This is a genomic window from Allobosea sp. 05T439 (assembly GCF_056396005.1).
In genome coordinates, this window is sequence record NZ_JBFTKP010000042.1 from 1 (window position 1) to 19,544 (window position 19,544).

The window sequence follows — 19,544 nt, forward strand, 5'->3', positions numbered from 1 at the left end:
TGTCTTCAGTTTTCAAACAGCGGGGCGTCTAACAAAGACAAGCAGGCCAACCGATCTCTCGGCTACAAGGCCCGAAGCTCTCATGAAGCGCAGTAGAGCGGCCCCGCCAGCGGCGGCGCCGTCTCGATGGCTGCGTTATAGGCCCCACCATCTCGACCTGTCAACGCCAAAACAAAACTTTTCCGACAGTTCGATGACTTTTTGTCCCGGCTCGCCGATCCCGACTTTATCCGTCGCGCGCGTACGAGCGCGGCGCGCGCCCTACGTGCGTGGCGCCCGCAAAGAGCCGTAATCGACGGCCAAAGCCCCGCAGCGGCTCCGACCGCGGATTGATTCCGGGCTGCGACCCGGGCATGGTCGGAACCAGGCGCGTACGCGTGCAGCAGATGCGGCTTCTTCGGAATTCCGGCCCGCCCGGGCACCGGACCAGGATCAGGATTCTCTGACGACCAGCGATGAACGCCCATCCCGAGCTCAGCACGCCAGCAGAACCGCTATCGCCGGAAGCCGCCGCGCTTCTGGTCGATCTCGGTATCGAGCCGCCGATCCGGCCGGATGGTGCTCCGCATCAGGCGTTGGACCGGCGTGGCGTCTCGCTGCGCTGGTTGGCCGCCTGCGCGCTGGTCGGCTCCTGCGGCGCAGCCCTGCTCGGTGGGGCGATCCTGGTCTCGACCCGCGGGGATACGAGTTTCCCCGAGCAGCCCGAAATGGTGACCGCGCGCGGCCCGTCCTCTGCCGGCCTGGGTGGCGGGGCGCGCAAGGCGGACAAGCTGGTGGCGGACCAGCCTGTCATGGCGGCCCGACACAGCGCTCGCGCGCCCATGTCCCAACGCGTCGGTGACCGTGAGGTCATCCGCGTGCGCCCCTTCGTACGGCTTGCCTCCAACCTGTCGCTGACTACCGGCGTCTACGCGACGAGCATCCCGCCCTTCAATCCGCTGCGCCTGTTTGCGGAAGGTGGCCAGCCCGCCGAGCGCTATGCCGAACCGGCCGGCGACATGCCGGATGCCGATGTCACCATCGTCAAGCGCGACCTCACCACGATCGCGATTCCGCCCGCGCGCCCACGCCTCGGCGACCCCGACGTGATCAAGCAGGTCGAGGAAGAGCGCGCCAACCAGGCCGTGGCGGGCCGGCAACGCCCCTTGCCGATCCCACCACAGCTGATGCTCAGCCGCACGCTGGGCGGCGGTGCGGCGCCCAGCGCCACGAACGATCTTCTTGCCTATTCTCCGGCCACGGACACGCGCTTCTCCGGCATCGAGGTGCGCGTCGTCCCTGAAAATGTCACCAACGCACTGAAGACGCCCATCCCCGCATCCCGCGAGCCGCTTGTCGAGGACAAGCTGCTGATCACCCGGCGCGGCGAGAATTTCGAACAGGTCATGCGCAATGCCGGAGCTCCGGCCGAGCAGATCAGGGCGATGATCCAGGCCTTCAGCGGCAAGGTGCGCGTTGCCGCCTTGCCGGATGGCCAAGTCCTGCAAGCGCTGTTTGCACCCGGTCCGCGGCCAGGCGATCCGCGCCAGATCGTTCGCGTCTCGCTGCTCACCAACGGCCAGCCCGAGGCGACGATTGCGGTCAACGACCAGGGCGCTTTCGTTCCGGTCTCGCTGCCGAAGCAGGAGATCGTCGGCACGCCCCGCAGGGCAACCACGGAAGACGAAGAGGACGAGGAGGATACCGGCGGCGCCAGGCTCTATGAGAGCCTCTACGAGACCGGATTGCGCCACGACCTGCCGCGCCCGATGATCGACGAGCTGGTTCGGATTTTCTCCTACGACCTGGACTTCCAGCAGCGCGTGCGCGGCGGCGACAATCTCGAGGTGATCTTCACCGAGGACGAGGAAGGCGAGCGCGGTGAAATCCTGTCGGCAACGCTCACCATCAACGGCGATACCCGCCGGGTCTTTCGCTATCAGTCCCCTGAAGACGGCCTGATCGACTATTTTGACGAGGAAGGTCGCTCGCTGAAGAAGTTCCTGCTGCGCAAGCCGATCACCGATGCCGAGATGCGCTCCGGCTTCGGCATGCGCTACCACCCGGTCATGCGCTATTCGAAGATGCATACCGGCGTCGATTGGGCCAACCGCATCGGCACGCCGATCCTGGCCGCCGGCAACGGCACGGTGATCAAGGCCGACTGGGCCTCCGGCTACGGTCGGCGGATCGAACTCCAGCACGCGAACGGGTATGTCACGACCTATTCGCACCAGTCGGGTTTTGCCAAGGGCATCGCTGCCGGTGTGAAAGTGCGCCAGGGCCAGGTCATCGGCTATCTCGGCAATACCGGCCTCTCCACCGGACCGCATCTGCACTACGAGGTCATGGTCAACGGCAACTTCGTGAATCCGATGAAGATCCGCGTTCCGCGAGGACGCGAGCTCGAAGGCAAGACGCTGGCCGAGTTCAAGCGCCAGCGCGACGAGATCCAGGGCTTGATCGTGCGCTCGGGCGGCGTGCTGGCCCAGGCGCGCTAGTGCCCTCGCGGGACTGACCGAAAACGCGGCACGGCTATGCCGCTATTTGCGCCACCGCTTCCTTGACTTTGCCTGCTGCAAGACCGATCGCGAGGGGCGCCTTCCCGCTCCCGCTCATCGAATCTGTCGCGCCGATGCTCTCCTCCCTGCTTGTCGTCCTGCCCGTCTTCGGCCTGATCGGCCTCGGCTATGTCGCCCGCTGGACGAAGCTGGTCCGCGAGACGACCGGCGAAGGTCTTTCCGACTTCGTCTTCGTTCTGGCCGTGCCCTGCCTGCTGTTCCGGACGCTGGCCAAGGCCGACATCCCGGCGAGCCAACCCTGGGGCTACTGGATCTCCTATTTCACCGGCCTCACCATCGTCTGGGCCCTGGCCATGCTGATTGCGCACCGCGTCTTCAGCCGTAAGGGACCGGAGTTGGTGGTCTCGGGCTTCGCCGCGGCCCAGTCCAACACGGTCTTCGTCGGCGTGCCGATGATCCTGAAGGCCTATGGCGATGCCGGCGCGGTGCCGCTCGGCCTGCTGCTGGCGATCCACCTGCCTGTGACGATGACGGCGGCAACCCTGCTCGCCGAGGGCCGCTCGGCGTCGCTGAAGATGATGGCCCGCAGGCTCTTCACCCATCCCATCATCATCGGCATCCTGCTCGGCTCGGCGGTGCGGCCGGTGATCGGCTTCATCCCAGCCCCGGTCTGGACATTGGTCGACCTGCTCGCCGGTGCCGCGGTCCCTTGCGCCTTGATCAGCCTCGGCATCGCCATGCGGCGCTACGGGCTGGAATCGGGTCTCGGTCTGCCGGCCGTATTGAGCGCCCTCAAGCTCGGCCTTAACCCGCTGATCGTCTATCTGCTGGCGACCCGCGTCTTCGAGATGCCGGCGCACTGGTCAGGCGTCGCAGTGCTCTTCGCCGCCTGCCCCTGCGGGATCAACGCCTATCTCTTCGCCGAGCGCTATCGGCAGGGTGTCGCCGATGCCTCGAGCGCGATCGCGCTCTCGACCATGCTCTCGCTCTTTACCACCGCGGCCTGGCTGACCTGGCTCGGCGTCGGCTGAACCGCCGATGCATCGGCCCAAAAAATGGGTTGCCGCTTTCGGGCCGATCCAAACATAGCCCGCGGACCGGATATGGGATCCGGCCCGATCTAGGCAAAACCGAGCCGCGCGCGGATGTCTGCGGCCGTAACACCCTGTGCCCTCAGCTCCGCGAGGCCTTCCGACATCCGGCTCTTGGCGAGCTTCTGGCCGGTCTCGTCCTGCAACAACCGATGGAAGTGGTAACGCGGCACCGGCAGGTCGAGCAGGTGTTGCAGCACGAGATGGATATCGGTCGCCGCTTCGAGATCCCGTCCGCGCACGACGTGCGTGACGCCCTGAAGCGCGTCATCCGCGACTACGGCAAGGTGGTAGCTGGTCGGCACGTCCTTGCGTGCCAGAACCACATCCCCCCAGCGCGCGGGAGCAGCCGCTACACGCGTCACTCGCCCATCCTCATCGAAGAGCGGATACCCGACCTCCCCGCCGATCCCTGCCGCCGCCCGCCCCATCGCCAGCCGCAACACATGGGCCTCGCCGCTCGCCGCGCGCTTGCCCGCGTCATCGGGAAGCAGCGCGCAGCAAGTCCCGGGATAGAGCGGCGATCCGTCGGGATCGCGCGGCCAGGGCCGGCCCGCCTCTGCTTCCTTGACCTCCACTGCACGCATGATCTGCCCGCGCGAGCAGAAGCAGGGATAGATCAGCGCCTTCGCCTGCAGCCGGCCGAGCGCGGCGCGATAATCGTCGAAATGTTCGGACTGCCGGCGGATGGCGGCGTCGAAGCGGATGCCGAGCCAGGCGAGATCGTCATGGATGCCTTGCTCGAATTCCGGCCGACAGCGCGCGACGTCGATATCCTCGATGCGCAGCAGCAGCCTGCCGCCCAATCGCTTGGCCAGGCGCTCGTTCATCAGCGCCGAGAAAGCGTGGCCGAGATGTAGCCGGCCGTTCGGGCTGGGCGCGAAACGAAACACCGGTCTGTCGCAATCGCGTGAGGACGTTGCCATGGGCCCTCTCTATGGTCTGGCCATGACTGGGCCAAGTCTTCAGGAATGCCTAAGTCTTCGGACACAGCCAACTCTCCTGACGCGCGCGCACTGCCACCATCCCGGTTCAAGAAGCGACGATGACCAGAATCACCTGTGACGCCGACCTCGAAGAGGGCATGGCCGCGCTCCGCCCGCTTCACCCGAGCTGGAGCGCCATCATCGACCGGACCGGCCTGCCGCCGCTGCGTCGCCGCGAGGGCGGCTTCAAGGGGCTGGCAACGATCATCGTGGCGCAGCAGCTTTCGGTGGCGAGCGCGCGCGCCGTCTGGACCCGGGTCGAGTCGGTCCTGACGCCGCTCACGCCGGAGCGCGTGCTCGCTGCAAGCGATGAGGATATGCGGCTGTCCGGTCTCTCGCGGCCGAAGCAGCGCACCCTGCGCGCCGTTGCCGCGGCAATGGTCGACGGAACGCTCGACCTGGGGTCTCTGGAGGGCGGTACGCCGGAATATATCCACGAGCACATGACCGCCGTCTCCGGCATCGGACCCTGGACCGCGGATATCTATCTGTTGTTCTGCCTCGGACACCGCGACGGCTTCGCAGCCGGCGATCTCGCCATCCAGGAGGCTGCACGCGTCGCCTTCGGCCTCGATGCCCGCCCGAAACCGGGCGAGCTGCAGGAGATGGCCGAGGCCTGGCGCCCCTGGCGCGGCGTGGCAGCCAGACTGCTCTGGGCCTACTACGCCGCGCTGAAGCGCCGCGAGGGGATCAACGCCTAAAGCATCGGTCCGCGAAGTGGAGTGCGGCTTTCGGGAAAGCCGATGCGAATACAGAAGGTTGGATCGGACCTTAGCCGCGAACCACTTTGAGCGCGGCCTGAGCGGCCGCGCGCAGGAAGCCCGAATCGCTCATCACGGTGACAAGCCTGGCTCCCATCTCGACACCCTCCTTCGCCCTCTCGGCGGTGGCGGCATAGAATGCGACCGGCTTGTTCACGGCAGACGCACGGGCCACGATGTGACGCAGGGCCTCGTCGACCTCCTTCGCCGAGGCGTTGACCGACGCTCCGCCGGACAATGCGATCGAAAGATCGGATGGGCCAACGAACAACGCGTCGATGCCTTCAAGCGCCAGAATATCGTCGAGAATCGCCATGGCCTCGCGCGTCTCGATCATCGCGAAGGTCATCGAGAAACGATTGGCGGCCTTGAGATAGCTATTGGCATCGAGCCCCGAAGCGCCCAGGCCGCCATAGCTGCCCCAGCTGCGTTCTCCGAGCGGCGGATACTTGGCATAGGCCGCCAGACGGCGCGCATCCTCCATGGTGTTGATCATCGGCGCGATCACGCCCGAGACGCCGGCATCGAACAGCTTCGACACGTTCTGGAATTCGCCAACCGCGATCCGCGCCAAAGCAGGCTTTCCGGCCGCATTGATCAGCGGGATCGCCCGGATGACCTCGCCAAGCGTGATCGGCCCGTGCTGCATGTCGAGCGTGACGGCGTCAAAACCTTCCTGCGCGAGCACTCCGGCAATGCTCGGATCGGGAAGCCCGCACCAGGCAGACAGGAGCGTATCGCCCTTGGCGAGACGATCGGCGAGCGAGGACAGGACGGTTGGCTTGGCGGAAGACATCGGCGTTTTCATCCGGTTGAGCCCGCTCTTGAGACACGGCGGGACGAGGACAGTGGGCAGCAAACTCGCACAAAAACAAACGGGCGCTCATGCGCCCGTTTCAACCACGTCCTGCGTTTGGTGAACCGGCCGTGCCGATTCACGTGAAACAGGGATTCGCCACTAGCGCCCGGCCTGGACTTCCTCTGCGGCCCTGATCAGGAGCTCGGTCATCACGCGGCGAATCTCCTCGTCCGCAACCGCGACGCTCGCAGTTGCGAAATCGGACCTCACCTTGCGCAGCACGTCATCGTCGCCGGCCTCCTCGAAATCGGCCAAGACTACGGACTTAGCGTAAGCGTCCGCTTCAGCGCCGCTCTTGCCGAGCTTCTCGGCTGCCCAGAGGCCGAGAAGCTTGTTACGCCGGGCCGTCGCCTTGAAGCGCAGCTCCTCGTCGAGGGCGAACCTGTTCTCGAAGGCATCCTTGCGCTGATCGAATGTCGTCATGCGGGTTAAGTCCTCTTGCGGGCTCCGGGTGGCTTCTCCAAGCGATATAGGGTGCCGCAGCGCCCAGGGCCAGCGCGGATTGCAATCTGGCGATCGGGCCCTTCGCCCGGTTTGTTGCGTTTGCAGTGCAGAAGCGCCATATAGCGGTCGCGAGGGTGGCCGATTGGGCTATGCTCGCTTTGAACCGGACCAATCCGCAATCCAGGCCGATCGCGTCCGAGCGCAGATCTAAGGCGAGGCTTGCGAAGGACCGGCGGAACAGGGGCCACGATCCCGCCGCGGGCAACCGCGACCAGAGAAAGGCCGATTTTGGATTTCCTCAAGCCACGGTACATCCCGATGAATCGCCGCCGTCGCATTTACGAAGGCAAGGCGAAGGTCCTCTATGAGGGACCGGAGCCCGGTACGCTGATCCAGCACTTCAAGGACGACGCCACCGCCTTCAACGCCAAAAAACATGAGGTGATCGACGGCAAGGGCGTCCTGAACAACAGGATCTCCGAGCACATCTTCTCCAATCTCAACGATATCGGCGTGCCGACGCATTTCATCCGTCGGCTGAACATGCGCGAGCAGCTGATCCGCGAGGTCGAGATCATTCCGCTCGAGGTGGTGGTGCGCAACGTCGCCGCCGGCTCGCTCTCGACTAAGCTCGGTCTCGAAGAGGGCACGCAGCTGCCGCGCTCGATCATCGAGTTCTATTACAAGAACGACGCGCTGAACGATCCGATGGTCTCGGAAGAGCACATCACCGCCTTCGGCTGGGCGACGCCCCAGGAAATCGACGACATCATGGCGCTTGCCATCCGCGTCAATGATTTCCTCTCCGGCTTGTTCCTCGGCGCCGGCATCCGCCTCGTCGACTTCAAGATGGAATGCGGCCGGCTCTGGGAAGGCGAGATGATGCGCATCGTCGTCGCCGACGAGATCAGCCCGGATTCCTGCCGGCTCTGGGACATCAAGTCCAAGGACAAGATGGACAAGGACCGCTTCCGTCGCGACATGGGTGGGCTGATCGAGGCCTATACCGAAGTGGCCCGCCGCCTCGGCATCATGGGCGAGAACGAAAAGGCCGGCCCTGCCGCCGGACCTCGCCTGGTGCAGTGAGCACTGGCGGAGCCGTGACAGCGAATTGGAAACGGGAGCGCCTGCGCTCCCGTTTGCTTTTGGCTGCGCTGCTCGGCGGCCTGAGCCTGCTCACCGCCTGCAGCAACCATTTCGGACCCGGCCTTGCCGAGCTGGCGGCCGATCGGGGCTGGCAGCCGCTGCCGATCGGCTCCTGGGTCGTCAATGACGGCCTCGAGCCCCGTACCATCGTCTATTGCGCCGGCGCGCCCTGCCTGCGCCCCGCTGTCGCAGCCTTGATCGCCGTTGAAGGCCGCAAGGCCGACGAGTTCGAACGAGGCCTCGCCACCGACCCAGCCCGTCTGGCGCGTGAATTCTCGAAGCCGGTCGATGCTGCAAAGGGCGCGAAGCCCAGGCCCACAGCGGCCACGGTCAAGAGCACCACCAGCGTTTCCCGCTTCGATGGCGGCGGTCCGTCCGGATTGCTCGTCGAAATTCGCGGCAAGGGCGAGACCGGACTGCTTGCGGCAACCGCGATCCTCTATGGCAGGGAAGCCGGCAAGCTCGTCATGGCGATCGCGGTCAGCAACGATGCCGAGGCCGCGCAAAACTATGCACGCGCCGCCTGGCGCAGCCGCTGATTCGCCGTGAAGCCCTGACATGTGGTTGAGCCCGAACCGATTCGCCGCTAAGGCACCCCGCAGAAGCCCTGCCCGGAGAGCACAATGAAAGCCCGCGTCACCGTCACCCTCAAGAACGGCGTGCTCGATCCGCAGGGCAAGGCGATCGAAGGCGCTCTGAAATCGCTCGGCATCGACGGTGTCGGCTCGGTGCGTCAGGGCAAGGTCTTCGACATCGAGTTCACCGCCGGCGACAAGGCCGCCGCCGAGAGCGCGCTCAAGGATGCCTGCGAGAAGCTGCTCGCCAACACCGTCATCGAGAATTACCGCGTCGAAATCGGAGCGTGAGACGATGAAAGCCGCCGTCGTCACTTTCCCCGGATCCAATCGCGAGGGTGATGTCGCCACTGCCCTGCGGCAGGCCGGTGCCACCGTCACCCATGTCTGGCATGCGGACACGGAGCTTCCGGCCGGCACGGATCTCGTCGTGCTGCCGGGCGGCTTCTCCTATGGCGACTATCTGCGCTGCGGCGCCATCGCCGGCCGGGCCCATATCATGGATGCGACGCGAGCCCATGCGGCGCGCGGCGGCTATGTGCTCGGCATCTGCAACGGCTTTCAGATCGCCTGCGAAGCGGGGTTGCTCCCGGGTGTCCTTGCCCGCAACGCCAATCTGAAATTCGTCTGCAAGCGCCAGCATCTCACCGTCGAACGCGCTGATACCGCCTTCACCCGCGCCTACACCAAGGGCCAGGTCATCGATGTCTGCATCGCCCATGGCGAAGGCAACTATATCGTTGATCCCGAGACCTTGGCGCGCCTCGAAGGCGAGGGCCTGGTGGCCTTCCGCTACGCCGACGCCGACGGTCAGGTCACCGCCGAAGCCAACCCCAATGGTTCGCTGAACGGCATTGCCGGCATCTACTCGCCCGGCTTCAATGTGCTCGGATTGATGCCGCATCCGGAAAACCTGATCGATTCGCTCACGGGCGGCACCGATGGGCGCGGCATGTTCGAGAGCCTGATCAACGGCAAGAAGGCAGCCTGACCGGCTCGCTCCCCGTCATGCTTGGGTTTGGCCCGGCATGACGGACACGACCGGGCCGGGCGGCCCGGCTCACTTCGCCAGCGCAGCCGCCTTCGCCAGCAGCTTCTGCGCGCTGTTCACATCGAGCGCGCCGACATGCTTGTCGACGATCCGCCCGTCCGGGCCGATCAAGAAGGTTTCCGGCACGCCATAGACGCCCCATTCGATTGCGCCACGGCCGGCGCGATCGACGCCCACGGCAGAATAGGGATTGCCGAGCGCTCCCAGGAAGCGGCGGGCATTCTCGGCCTCGTCCTTGTAATTCAGCCCGACCACGGCGACCTTGCCCTGCTTGACCACGGGCGCCTCAGCCATCGCGACAAGATGCGGGTGCTCGACGCGGCAGGGCGCGCACCAGCTCGCGAAGACATTGACGATGGTGGCCCGCCCCTTGGCCAGGTCGGCCATGGTGAAGGCCGGGACTGGCTGCCCGTCGCGCTGCAACCCTTCGAGCGCGGTCAGCGCGATCGTCGGAGCCGGCTTGCCGATCAGCGCCGATGGAACCTTGCTGGCATCCCCGCTGAACAGCCCGACCAGGAAGACCAGGGACAGCCCGGCAAACAGGATCAGGGGAATCAGGAAAACCAGCGGCGAGCGCCGGCCTGGCGCGCTCTCGACCTCGCTCACGACAATGCCTTCCCGGAACGGCGGCCGGCGCCGCGCTGTTCCAGCGCGTCGAGAGCCTGCCTTTGCGCGCGGTGATCGCGCCAGGTCATCAGAATCAGCCCGCCGAGGATCATCACGACAGACGCATAGGCGGTCAGGATGTAGCCGGCATGCGGCCCAAACGCGCTCATACCGCGACCTCCGCCGCCAGCCGGTCCAGCCTCTCGGCCTCGAAGATCGTCAGCGTCCGGACCCGGCGGCGCATGATCTCGGCCCGCATGGCGACGAGATGCAGCGCCAACGCCAGCAGCGTGAAGCCGACTGCCAGGATCAGGAGCGGCCAGAGCATGGCGGGATGAATGGTCGGCCCGCCGGCGCGAAAGACCGATGCCGGCTGGTGCAGCGTATTCCACCAATCGACGGAGAACTTGATGATCGGCACATTGACGAAGCCGACCAGTGTCAGGATCGCCACTGCCCGCCCGGCGCGCGAGGGATCGTCGAGCGTGCGCCACAGCGCCATGATGCCGAGATAGATCAGGAAGAGCACGAGCACCGAGGTGAGCCGCGCATCCCAGACCCAATAGGTCCCCCACATCGGCTTGCCCCAGAGAGCCCCCGTGATCAGGCAGATCAGCGCGAAGCAGGCTCCGATCGGAGCCGCCGCCTTCTGCGCCACATCCGCAAGCGGATGGCGCCAGACCAGGGTGCCCAGTGCCGAGACCGCCATCATCGAGTAGAACATCAGCGCGAGCCAGGCAGCCGGCACATGCACGAACATGATGCGGATGGTTTCGCCCTGCTGGTAATCCGCCGGCGCGACGAAAAAAGCGAGATAGAAGCCGACGGCAAGCAGCAACGCGGCCGCGCCCCCAAGCCAGGGCAGCAGCCGGCTCGACAGGCGCATGAAACGCGTCGGATTCGCCAGTTCGATCAGGCTAGCCATGCGGCCCTTTTGCTCTTCATTTGACGAGTGAGGATGTAGCAACCGGCTTCACGCTTCACAATCGCAGCCGATGGCCATGGCGTCGCAGCCTAGTCCGCCTGCCGGAGCGCCGCAGCAGCGGCGATGGTGCCGATCACGAGCGTCGCGAGCGACAAGGCGCACAGAATCAGAAACGGCGTCAGGAAGGGCACCGTGCCGCCAAGCGCGCTGTTCGAAGCCGAGACGCCGAAGATCAGCACGGGTACCGTCAGCGGCGCGACGAGGATCGGCAGGATCAGGCCGCCCCGCTTGAGGCCGGCCGTCAGCGCGGCTCCCGTGGCGCCGATGAAACTAAGCGCCGGCGTCCCGACCAGCAGCGTCCCGGCGACCGGCAGCATCGCCTCGGCGGGAAGCGCGACCAGCAGGCCAAGCAGCGGGGCAGCCAGCGCCAGCGGCAGGCCGGTCGTCAGCCAATGGGCGAGCCCCTTGGCCAGTACGGCGAGTTCCAGGGGCAGGGCCGAGGCGCGGATCAGGTCGAGAGAACCGTCCTCCTCATCGCCCTGGAAGAGCCGGTCGAGCCCGATCAGGGTCGCAAGCAACGCTCCGAGCCAGAGAATGGCCGGGCCGATCCGCGAGAGCAGATTGAGATCGGGCCCGAGTGCGAAAGGCACCAGCACGACCAGTGTCAGGAAGAACACCAGCGCGAGCTCCCCGCCTCCGCCGGCACGAGCCGCCAGGGCGAGGTCGCGTTTCAGGATCGCCAGGAAAGCTCCGCTCACGGCCCGATCCTCATCTCGCGCGCCGTTTCCAGGCCAAGCGGGCCGTGCGTCGCCGCCAGGATCGCGCCGCCCGCATCGAGATGAGCCTGCATCAGCCCGATCAGCATGTGTTGGGAGGCCGTATCGAGCGCCGAGGCCGGTTCGTCGAGCAGCCAGAGCGGCCGTCGTGAAACCAGGAGCCGTGCCAGCGCGACGCGCCGGCGCTGCCCGGCCGAGAGATAGCCGACCGGCAGAGCCGCGACATGCGGCAAGCCAATAGCGGCAAGCGCCTCATCGGCGGCGAGCCCGGGCTCGCCGAGCAGGGCCTGGACGAAATCGAGATTCTCGCGCGCCGTCAGCGCCGTTTTCAATCCGTCGCGATGACCGACGAGATGGATCTGCTCCATCAGGGGCGCATCGCCGATGCCGGTTACTCGCAAAACTCCGGCGGCGGGCCGCAACCGCCCGCAGATCATGGCGATCAGGCTCGACTTGCCGGCGCCGTTGCGGCCGGTGAGCGCAATCGCCTCCCCGCTCCCGAGCGTGAACTCAAGCTTTTCGAAAACCAGTCGCCCGCCTCGGCGGCAAGCCAGGTCTTCGGCGCTCAGCGTGAGTGGGGCGTAGGAAAACTGCGTCAAGGCCAGGGCATCTTCCCGTGCGTCAGAAGCTGCCACGCACGCGTTTCGTTCATGTAGCGGGCTTCTTGGAATTGATCTATAGAACGCTCGGCTACGCCGCACGCCGATCCGGCGCGGGGCTCGGGCACTCCCGGGGCGGCGCGCGCGTCATGCGCATTAGGCCTTCGATCTCGCCTGCCCGCAAGGGCGACCGAATCGCGACCGCAACCCCTTGATCAGGATTATGCCCGCATGGCTAACCAGGATTCCTTCAAGTCCCGCAAGACGCTCGACGTCGGCGGCAAGAGCTACGTCTATTACTCCCTGCCCGACGCCGAGGCGAACGGCCTTCCCGGCATTTCGAAGCTTCCCTTCTCGATGAAAGTTCTGCTCGAGAACCTGCTGCGCTTCGAGGATGGCCGCTCGGTCACCAAGACCGACATCGAGGGCTTCGTTGCCTGGCTGTCCGACAAGGGCAAGGCCGGCAAGGAGATCGGCTTTAGGCCCGCACGCGTGCTGATGCAGGATTTCACCGGCGTTCCGGCAGTGGTCGACCTGGCCGCGATGCGCGATGGCGTCGTCGCGCTCGGCGGCGATCCGGCCAAGATCAACCCGCTCGTCCCCGTCGACCTCGTCATCGACCATTCGGTCATCGTCGACGAGTTCGGCACGCCCAAGGCTCTCTCGCAGAATGTCGAGCTTGAATATGAGCGCAACGGCGAGCGCTACCGCTTCCTGAAATGGGGCCAGGGCGCCTTCGACAATTTCCGCGTCGTCCCGCCCGGCACCGGCATCTGCCATCAGGTCAATCTCGAATACCTCGCCCAGACCGTCTGGACCAGGACCGAGACGATCGACGGCAAGGAGGTCGAGGTCGCCTATCCCGACACCGTCGTCGGTACTGATTCGCACACCACCATGGTCAACGGCCTGGCCGTGCTCGGCTGGGGCGTCGGCGGCATCGAGGCCGAGGCTGCCATGCTCGGCCAGCCGCAGTCCATGCTTCTGCCCGAGGTCATCGGCTTCAAGCTCACCGGCTCGCTGCGCGAAGGCATCACTGCGACCGACCTCGTGCTGACCGTCACCCAGATGCTGCGCAAGAAGGGCGTCGTCGGCAAGTTCGTCGAGTTCTTCGGCCCCGGCCTCTACAACCTGACGCTCGCCGACCGCGCCACCATCGCCAATATGGGCCCGGAATACGGCGCAACCTGCGGCTTCTTCCCGGTCGACGCCGAGACGATCGACTATCTCACCACCACCGGCCGCAAGTCGGACCGGATCGCGCTGGTCGAGGCCTACAGCAAGGCACAGGGCCTGTTCGCCACCATCGAGACGCCGGACCCGGTCTTCACCGACACGCTGGAACTCGACCTGGCCACGGTCCAGCCTTCGATGGCCGGCCCGAAGCGCCCCGAGGGCCGCGTCGACCTCGGCGCCGTCGCCAAGGGCTTCGCCGCAGCGATGGACACCGAATACAAGAAGGGCGCCGAGATCGCCCGCCGGGTTCCCGTCGAAGGCCGCGCCCATGATCTCGGCCATGGCGACGTCGTCATTGCCGCCATCACCTCCTGCACCAACACCTCGAACCCCTCGGTGCTGATGGCCGCGGGCCTGCTCGCCCGCAACGCGGTCGCCAAGGGCCTGACGGTGAAGCCCTGGGTCAAGACCTCGCTTGCCCCCGGCTCGCAGGTCGTGGCGGAGTATCTCGCCAAGTCCGGCCTCCAGACCGACCTCGACACGCTCGGCTTCAACCTGGTCGGCTTCGGCTGCACCACCTGCATCGGCAATTCCGGTCCGCTGCCGGGCCCGATCTCGAAGGCGATCAATGATCAGGGCCTGATCGCGGGCGCCGTGATCTCCGGCAACCGCAATTTCGAAGGACGCGTCTCGCCGGACGTGCAGGCGAACTACCTCGCCTCGCCGCCGCTGGTCGTCGCCTATGCGCTGGCCGGCAGCGTCCAGAAGGACCTGACGACCGAGCCGCTCGGCACGGGCAAGGACGGCCAGCCCGTCTTCCTGAAGGACATCTGGCCCTCCAACAAGGAGATCCAGAGCTTCATCGCCCAGAACGTCACGCGCGCCATCTTCGAGGCGAAATATGCCGACGTGTTCAAGGGCGACCAGCACTGGCAGGACGTGAAGACCCCGGAGAGCCAGACCTACGCCTGGGACGATGCCTCGACCTATGTGCAGAACCCGCCCTATTTCCAGGGCATGGGCAGGAAGCCTTCGCCGGTCACCGAGATCGTCGGCGCGCGCATCCTCGGCCTGTTCGGCGACAAGATCACGACCGACCACATCTCGCCGGCCGGTTCGATCAAGGCCGCCTCGCCGGCGGGCAAGTACCTGACCGAGCACGGCGTCGCCGTCGCCGACTTCAACCAGTACGGCACGCGGCGCGGCAATCATGAGGTGATGATGCGCGGCACCTTCGCCAATATCCGCATCCGCAACCACATGATGGGGCCGAACGGGCGCGAGGGTGGCTACACCATCCACTATCCCAGCAAGGAAGAGCTGCCGATCTACGACGCCGCCATGCGCTACCAGGAGGAGAAGGTGCCGCTGGTCATCTTCGCCGGCGTCGAATACGGCAACGGCTCCTCGCGTGACTGGGCGGCGAAGGGCACCAACCTGCTCGGCGTCAAGGCCGTGATCGCGCAGAGCTTCGAGCGCATCCATCGCTCGAATCTCGTCGGCATGGGTGTTGTCCCCTTCACGCTTGCGGAAGGCACGAGCTGGGCTTCGCTGGGCCTGAAGGGTGACGAGAGCGTCACCATCAAGGGGCTGGCCACGGTCAAGCCGCGCCAGATGCTGGAGGCGGAGATCACCTTCGCCGACGGCACGGTCAAGAATGTCCCGATTCTCTGCCGCATCGATACGCTGGACGAGCTCGATTACTTCAAGAACGCCGGCATCCTGCACTACGTGCTGCGCGGCATCGCGGCGTAGTCCGCGCCCTGCCCTGGCTCCGTCTGACCGGGCCGGGGACATCGACATACAGGGCCGGCCTCTGGCCGGCCCTGTTTCGCCTTGCGGCGCCTCCAGTTGTCCTCGCGCAGGCGTAGGTGTAATGGGGCGTCACAGCCATCCTTGGCGGGGGGCTTGGGGCAGGCGCGCGCCAGCGCGCCCGGATGTCCGCCGCCACAATCCAAGACGACGGGAGCACCCGCATGTCCGCCACGTTCGAGACGGTCGCCGGTATCATTTCGGAGACCTGCGATATTCCTCGCGAGAAGATCACGCCCCAGAGCCACGCCATCGAAGACCTCGGCATCGACTCGCTGGCTTTCCTCGACATCGCCTTCGCGATCGACAAGGCTTTCGGCATCAAGTTGCCGCTCGAGCAGTGGACCCAGGAGGTCAACGAAGGCAAAGCGCCGGCCGAGCAGTATTTCGTGCTTGAGAACCTGTGCCAGCGTATCGACGACCTCGTCGCCGCCAAGAAGGCCTGAATTTCGCTCGCAGGGCCGCCGCTTCGATGAATTCGCGAGGCGGCCTTGAGACGGACACCCTCTCCCGATAGAGCATGATGCAGCCGAGCCGGGCGTTCCCTCGCCCGCTCGGCGCATCTGTTGCTCGCCACCCGGTCAGGACCCGCATGCGCCTCGAATATTTCGACATGATCGACACGGTCGTGACCTTCGATCCGTCGCAGAAGCGCATCGCCACACGTTCGACCGTGCCGAGCGCGAGCCCCGTTTTCGAGGGGCATTTCCCCGGCCACCCGCTTGTTCCCGGCGTGCTCCTCACCGAAACCATGGCCCAGGCTTCCGGCTATCTTCTGCTCGCTCTCAACCAGTTGCAGCAGATGCCGTTCCTGATGATGGTCGACAAGGCGCGCTTCCGCACCTTCGTCGAACCTGATGCGGTGCTGGATGTCAGTGCCGAGCTCGTTCACGAAGGCTCGGGCTACGCCGCCACCAAGGCAAGAATCGCGATCGACGGCAAGCCGATCTGCGATGCCGAGCTGCGTTTCCGCCTGATGCCGTTCCCGGCCGACATGCGGACGTTGATGGAGCAACGGATCGCGGCGATCGGCCTCGTCCCGGAACGGAACTGACATGATGCGTGACGTCGTCATTACCGGCATCGGCCTGGCCTCCAGCCTGGGCGAAGGCATCGAGACGCATGCAGCGGCTCTGGCCTCCTCCGTTGAACCGGTCGTCGATACCGAGAGTTTCGCGCCCTATCCCGTGCACCGGCTGAAGCCGCTCGAACTCGATCGGCAGATTCCGAAGAAATCCGATCAGCGCCAGATGGAGCCATGGCAGCGGCTTGGCGTCTATGCCGCCGGTCTTGCTCTCGACGCTGCCGGCCTGAAGGACGACGTCGACGCCAAGAGCGAGCTCCAGGTCATCGTCGCCGCCGGTGGTGGCGAACGCGATCATGCCGTCGATTCCGCGATTCTGACCGGCTTGCGCGGCGCGAACCAGCCTGGCGCCTTCCTGAACGAGCGGCTGATGGGCGACCTGCGCCCGACGCTCTTCCTGGCGCAGCTCTCCAATCTTCTCGCCGGCAATATCGCGATCGTCCACGGCGTCACCGGCGCTTCGCGTACCTTCATGGGCGAAGAGCAGGCCGGCGTCGACGCGATCCGCACCGCCCATGCCCGCGTCGCCTCCAGCCAGGCAGACGTGATGCTGGTCGGCGGCGCCTACAATGCCGAGCGTCGCGACATGCTGCTGCTGCTCGAAGCCGGTGGCTATTTGCGCAAGGGTGATTTCGCACCCGTCTTCGAACGGCAGGATGCGCCGGGACTGATCACCGGCAGCGCCGCAGCGTTCCTCGTCCTCGAATCAGCCGAGCGCGCCAAGGCGCGTGGCGCCAAGGTTCTGGCCGGCCTCAGCCATGTCGCGGCCGCCCGCGCGCGCCGCAGCGAGCAGGGCGCGGTCGAGGCCACATTGCGCAAGCTGGTTGCCGGCTTCGGCGCAGTGTCGTCTTCAGCCCTCGTCATCTCGGCGGCGACCGGCGCAGCCGGCGTCACCGGCGAAGAGGCATCGGCCATCGCCAACCTGCCCGCCGCCAAACGCATTGCCACAGGCGATCTCGTTGGCCACAGCCTCGAGGCTGCATTCCCCATTTCGGTTGCCCTTGCCGCCATCGCCCTTGCCAATGGCCAGGCAAGCGAAGCGATCGTCACCGGCGCCGGCCATTGGCGCGGAGAAGGCGCGGCGCGCCTCGTGAAAGCGTGAGGATATCGCCATGAGCGCACAGCATCGCGACTCCAAGGGCCGCCCCGTCGTCGCCGTCACCGGACTGGGTGTCGTCACCTCGCTCGGCCAGGGCAAGCAGACCAACTGGGAGGCGCTGACCGCCGGGCGCTCGGGCATCCATCGCATCGAGCGCTTTCCGATCGACGGGCTGCGCACGACCATCGCCGGCACGGTCGATTTCCTCTTCGATGCGCCTTTCACGGCGCCTCAGCTTTCCGAGAAGCTCGCGACGCTTGCCGCAGAGGAGGCCGTGAGCCAGAGCGGGCTCGGCTCGGACGGTGATTTTCCCGGCGAACTCTTCATGGCCGTTCCTCCGGTCGAGATGGAATGGCCGCAGAAGCAGGAACTGGCCCAAGCCATCGACGGCGACGTCGATTATGACGGATTGCTGCGCGCCGCCGCCGCGCACAAACACAAGCMGATGCATGAGCTCTTCCTGTTCGGAGGCGTCGCCGATCACATCGCCGATCGGTTTGGGACCCGGGGTTCGCCGATCTCGCTCTCGACCGCCTGCTCGTCGGGCGCAACCGCCATCCAGATGGGCGTGGAGGCGATCCGGCGCGGCGAGACGAGCGCGGCGCTGTGCGTCGGCACTGACGGCTCGGTCCATGCCGAGGCGCTGATCCGCTTCTCCCTGCTCTCGGCATTGTCGACGCAGAACGATCCGCCGGAAGGCGCGTCCAAGCCCTTTTCCAAGAACCGCGACGGTTTCGTCATGGGCGAAGGGGCCGGGGCGCTGGTTCTCGAGGATTACGACCACGCCCTGGCGCGTGGCGCGACCATCCTCGGCATCGTCGCCGGTTGCGGCGAGCGCGGCGACGGCTTCCACCGCACGCGTTCGAGCCCGGACGGCAAGCCGGCGATCCTCGCCATGCAGGATGCATTGGCCGATGCCGGGCTGACGCCGGACGATGTCGACTACATCAACGCGCACGGCACCTCGACGCCCGAGAATGACAAGATGGAGGCGATGAGCTGCTCCGCCGTCTTCGGCGAGCGCATGGCGCGCCTGCCGATCTCCTCGAACAAGTCGATGATCGGCCATACGCTCACAGCCGCCGGAGCCGTCGAAGCAGTGATCTCGCTTCTGACCATCGCCAACGGCCGCATCCCGCCGACGATCAATTACAACCTGCCCGACGCTGCCATTGCCCTCGATGTCGTGCCGAATACGGCGCGCGACGCCAAGGTCAGGACCGTCATCTCCAATTCCTTCGGTTTCGGCGGGCAGAACACCTGTCTCGTGCTGACCGCCCCCCCGGAGGCGGCATGACCCGCATTCTCGTCACCGGCGGCGCCAAGGGCGTTGGCGCCGAGATCGTGCGCGCGCTCGCAGCCGCAGGGCATGATGTCGATTTCACCTATCGGTCATCGGCCGATCAGGCGCTGGCGCTGGCAGCCGAGATCGGCGCGGCACATCCCGGCCAGGCCGTTCGCGCGCTGCCGCTCGATCTCGCCGACAAGCCAGCCCTGGACACATTCTGCGAGGCGGTCGAGGGCGACAGCTATTTCGGCTTCATCCACAACGCCGGACAACCCTACGACACGCTCGCAGCGATGATGGTGCAGGACAAGGCCGAAGCGATCATGCAGGTCAATTTCTGGGCCTTCACGCGTCTTGCCAAGAGCCTGATGCGCGGCATGCTCCGCGCCCGCAGCGGACGCATCGTCGCGATCGGATCCGTGGCCGCGCTGCGCGGCAATCCGGGCAACGCCGCCTATGCCGCCTCTAAGGGCGCGCTGATTTCCTATGCCAACACCCTGGCCGTCGAAACCGGCAAGCGCGGCGTCACCGTCAACGTGATCGCGCCGGGCTTCATCGATACCGACATGATGGCCCCCTACGCCGCCTATCGGGAAAAGATGGAAAGCCAGATCCCCGCCGGCCGCTTCGCGAAGCCCGAGGAGATCGCCGGGCTCGCCACCTTCCTGATGAGCCCCCCGGCCGGCTATATCACCGGCACCGTCCTGCCGATTGATGGTGGCCTGACGGCACAGCTCGGCGTGCATCGCTGAGCGCGCTCAGCCG

General features: G+C 66.1%; 21 protein-coding genes. 13 read left to right on the forward strand and 8 right to left on the reverse strand.

Annotated features, from left to right (window positions below):
* Window positions 1–455 precede the first annotated feature (455 nt).
* Complete coding sequence (locus AC1DIO_RS29560; RefSeq protein WP_441508257.1) at window positions 456–2,480, forward strand: M23 family metallopeptidase; 2,025 nt, start codon at window positions 456–458, stop codon at window positions 2,478–2,480.
* A gap of 134 nt (window positions 2,481–2,614) precedes the next feature.
* Window positions 2,615–3,532 carry an AEC family transporter gene (locus AC1DIO_RS29565; protein WP_476854483.1) on the forward strand — a complete coding sequence of 306 codons (918 nt, stop codon included), beginning with the start codon at window positions 2,615–2,617 and terminating at the stop codon, window positions 3,530–3,532.
* Window positions 3,533–3,621: 89 nt separating this feature from the next.
* Here the strand turns inward: AC1DIO_RS29565 and gluQRS are convergent, their stop codons facing one another.
* Window positions 3,622–4,518, reverse strand: coding sequence for a tRNA glutamyl-Q(34) synthetase GluQRS (gluQRS, locus tag AC1DIO_RS29570; RefSeq protein WP_441508256.1), 897 nt, complete (start codon window positions 4,516–4,518; stop codon window positions 3,622–3,624).
* A 119-nt stretch (window positions 4,519–4,637) separates the two neighbouring features.
* Between gluQRS and AC1DIO_RS29575 the strand changes: the two genes are divergently transcribed.
* Window positions 4,638–5,279 carry a DNA-3-methyladenine glycosylase family protein gene (locus AC1DIO_RS29575; protein WP_441508255.1) on the forward strand — a complete coding sequence of 214 codons (642 nt, stop codon included), beginning with the start codon at window positions 4,638–4,640 and terminating at the stop codon, window positions 5,277–5,279.
* Between the two features lie 70 nt (window positions 5,280–5,349).
* On the opposite strand, the gene AC1DIO_RS29580 is transcribed toward AC1DIO_RS29575, so the two are convergent.
* Complete coding sequence (locus AC1DIO_RS29580; RefSeq protein ID WP_113513399.1) at window positions 5,350–6,135, reverse strand: HpcH/HpaI aldolase family protein; 786 nt, start codon at window positions 6,133–6,135, stop codon at window positions 5,350–5,352.
* A 162-nt stretch (window positions 6,136–6,297) separates the two neighbouring features.
* Window positions 6,298–6,621: a DUF1476 domain-containing protein gene (locus AC1DIO_RS29585; RefSeq protein WP_113513401.1), complete on the reverse strand. Its 324-nt coding sequence runs from the start codon at window positions 6,619–6,621 to the stop codon at window positions 6,298–6,300.
* 309 nt (window positions 6,622–6,930) lie between these two features.
* On the opposite strand from AC1DIO_RS29585, the gene purC reads away from it, so the two are divergent.
* From purC to purQ, 4 genes are all read left to right on the forward strand, one after another.
* Complete coding sequence (gene purC, locus AC1DIO_RS29590; RefSeq protein ID WP_043242352.1) at window positions 6,931–7,728, forward strand: phosphoribosylaminoimidazolesuccinocarboxamide synthase; 798 nt, start codon at window positions 6,931–6,933, stop codon at window positions 7,726–7,728.
* A gap of 14 nt (window positions 7,729–7,742) precedes the next feature.
* Window positions 7,743–8,327 (forward strand): hypothetical protein, encoded by a 585-nt coding sequence (locus AC1DIO_RS29595; RefSeq protein WP_441508254.1) that lies wholly within the window; start codon window positions 7,743–7,745, stop codon window positions 8,325–8,327.
* An 84-nt stretch (window positions 8,328–8,411) separates the two neighbouring features.
* Complete coding sequence (gene purS, locus AC1DIO_RS29600) at window positions 8,412–8,654, forward strand: phosphoribosylformylglycinamidine synthase subunit PurS (protein ID WP_043242342.1); 243 nt, start codon at window positions 8,412–8,414, stop codon at window positions 8,652–8,654.
* A 4-nt stretch (window positions 8,655–8,658) separates the two neighbouring features.
* Window positions 8,659–9,354, forward strand: coding sequence for a phosphoribosylformylglycinamidine synthase subunit PurQ (purQ, locus tag AC1DIO_RS29605; RefSeq protein WP_441508253.1), 696 nt, complete (start codon window positions 8,659–8,661; stop codon window positions 9,352–9,354).
* A 69-nt stretch (window positions 9,355–9,423) separates the two neighbouring features.
* On the opposite strand, the gene AC1DIO_RS29610 is transcribed toward purQ, so the two are convergent.
* The 5 genes from AC1DIO_RS29610 to ccmA form a co-directional block, all read right to left on the reverse strand.
* A complete protein-coding gene (locus tag AC1DIO_RS29610; RefSeq protein WP_113513409.1) occupies window positions 9,424–10,020 on the reverse strand; it encodes a DsbE family thiol:disulfide interchange protein in 597 nt (198 codons plus the stop codon).
* The gene (gene ccmD / locus AC1DIO_RS29615) at window positions 10,017–10,190 is read right to left on the reverse strand and encodes a heme exporter protein CcmD (RefSeq protein WP_441493321.1); all 174 of its coding nucleotides are present in this window, start codon (window positions 10,188–10,190) and stop codon (window positions 10,017–10,019) included. Before ccmD ends, AC1DIO_RS29610 begins: the two co-directional genes overlap by 4 nt.
* Window positions 10,187–10,945: a heme ABC transporter permease gene (locus AC1DIO_RS29620; protein WP_441508252.1), complete on the reverse strand. Its 759-nt coding sequence runs from the start codon at window positions 10,943–10,945 to the stop codon at window positions 10,187–10,189. Before AC1DIO_RS29620 ends, ccmD begins: the two co-directional genes overlap by 4 nt.
* A gap of 89 nt (window positions 10,946–11,034) precedes the next feature.
* Window positions 11,035–11,703 carry a heme exporter protein CcmB gene (gene ccmB, locus AC1DIO_RS29625; RefSeq protein ID WP_441481041.1) on the reverse strand — a complete coding sequence of 223 codons (669 nt, stop codon included), beginning with the start codon at window positions 11,701–11,703 and terminating at the stop codon, window positions 11,035–11,037.
* Window positions 11,700–12,356, reverse strand: coding sequence for a heme ABC exporter ATP-binding protein CcmA (ccmA, locus tag AC1DIO_RS29630; protein WP_441508251.1), 657 nt, complete (start codon window positions 12,354–12,356; stop codon window positions 11,700–11,702). The genes ccmB and ccmA overlap by 4 nt, the downstream gene beginning before the upstream one ends.
* A 195-nt stretch (window positions 12,357–12,551) precedes the next feature.
* Between ccmA and acnA the strand changes: the two genes are divergently transcribed.
* The 6 genes from acnA to AC1DIO_RS29660 all read left to right on the forward strand — a co-directional run bounded on the left by acnA (window position 12,552) and on the right by AC1DIO_RS29660 (window position 19,531).
* Window positions 12,552–15,251 carry an aconitate hydratase AcnA gene (acnA, locus tag AC1DIO_RS29635; RefSeq protein WP_441508250.1) on the forward strand — a complete coding sequence of 900 codons (2,700 nt, stop codon included), beginning with the start codon at window positions 12,552–12,554 and terminating at the stop codon, window positions 15,249–15,251.
* Window positions 15,252–15,472: 221 nt separating this feature from the next.
* A complete protein-coding gene (locus tag AC1DIO_RS29640; RefSeq protein ID WP_043242327.1) occupies window positions 15,473–15,754 on the forward strand; it encodes an acyl carrier protein in 282 nt (93 codons plus the stop codon).
* Between the two features lie 146 nt (window positions 15,755–15,900).
* Complete coding sequence (locus AC1DIO_RS29645) at window positions 15,901–16,362, forward strand: 3-hydroxyacyl-ACP dehydratase FabZ family protein (RefSeq protein ID WP_069878634.1); 462 nt, start codon at window positions 15,901–15,903, stop codon at window positions 16,360–16,362.
* A gap of 1 nt (window position 16,363) precedes the next feature.
* Window positions 16,364–17,494, forward strand: a complete 1,131-nt coding sequence (locus AC1DIO_RS29650) for a beta-ketoacyl-ACP synthase (protein WP_441493316.1) — start codon at window positions 16,364–16,366, stop codon at window positions 17,492–17,494.
* A 10-nt stretch (window positions 17,495–17,504) separates the two neighbouring features.
* Window positions 17,505–18,788 (forward strand): beta-ketoacyl-ACP synthase, encoded by a 1,284-nt coding sequence (locus tag AC1DIO_RS29655; protein ID WP_476854484.1) that lies wholly within the window; start codon window positions 17,505–17,507, stop codon window positions 18,786–18,788.
* Entirely contained in the window at window positions 18,785–19,531 is a 747-nt protein-coding gene (locus AC1DIO_RS29660) for an SDR family NAD(P)-dependent oxidoreductase (RefSeq protein WP_441508249.1), read from the forward strand. Before AC1DIO_RS29655 ends, AC1DIO_RS29660 begins: the two co-directional genes overlap by 4 nt.
* The last annotated feature ends 13 nt before the right edge of the window (window positions 19,532–19,544 follow it).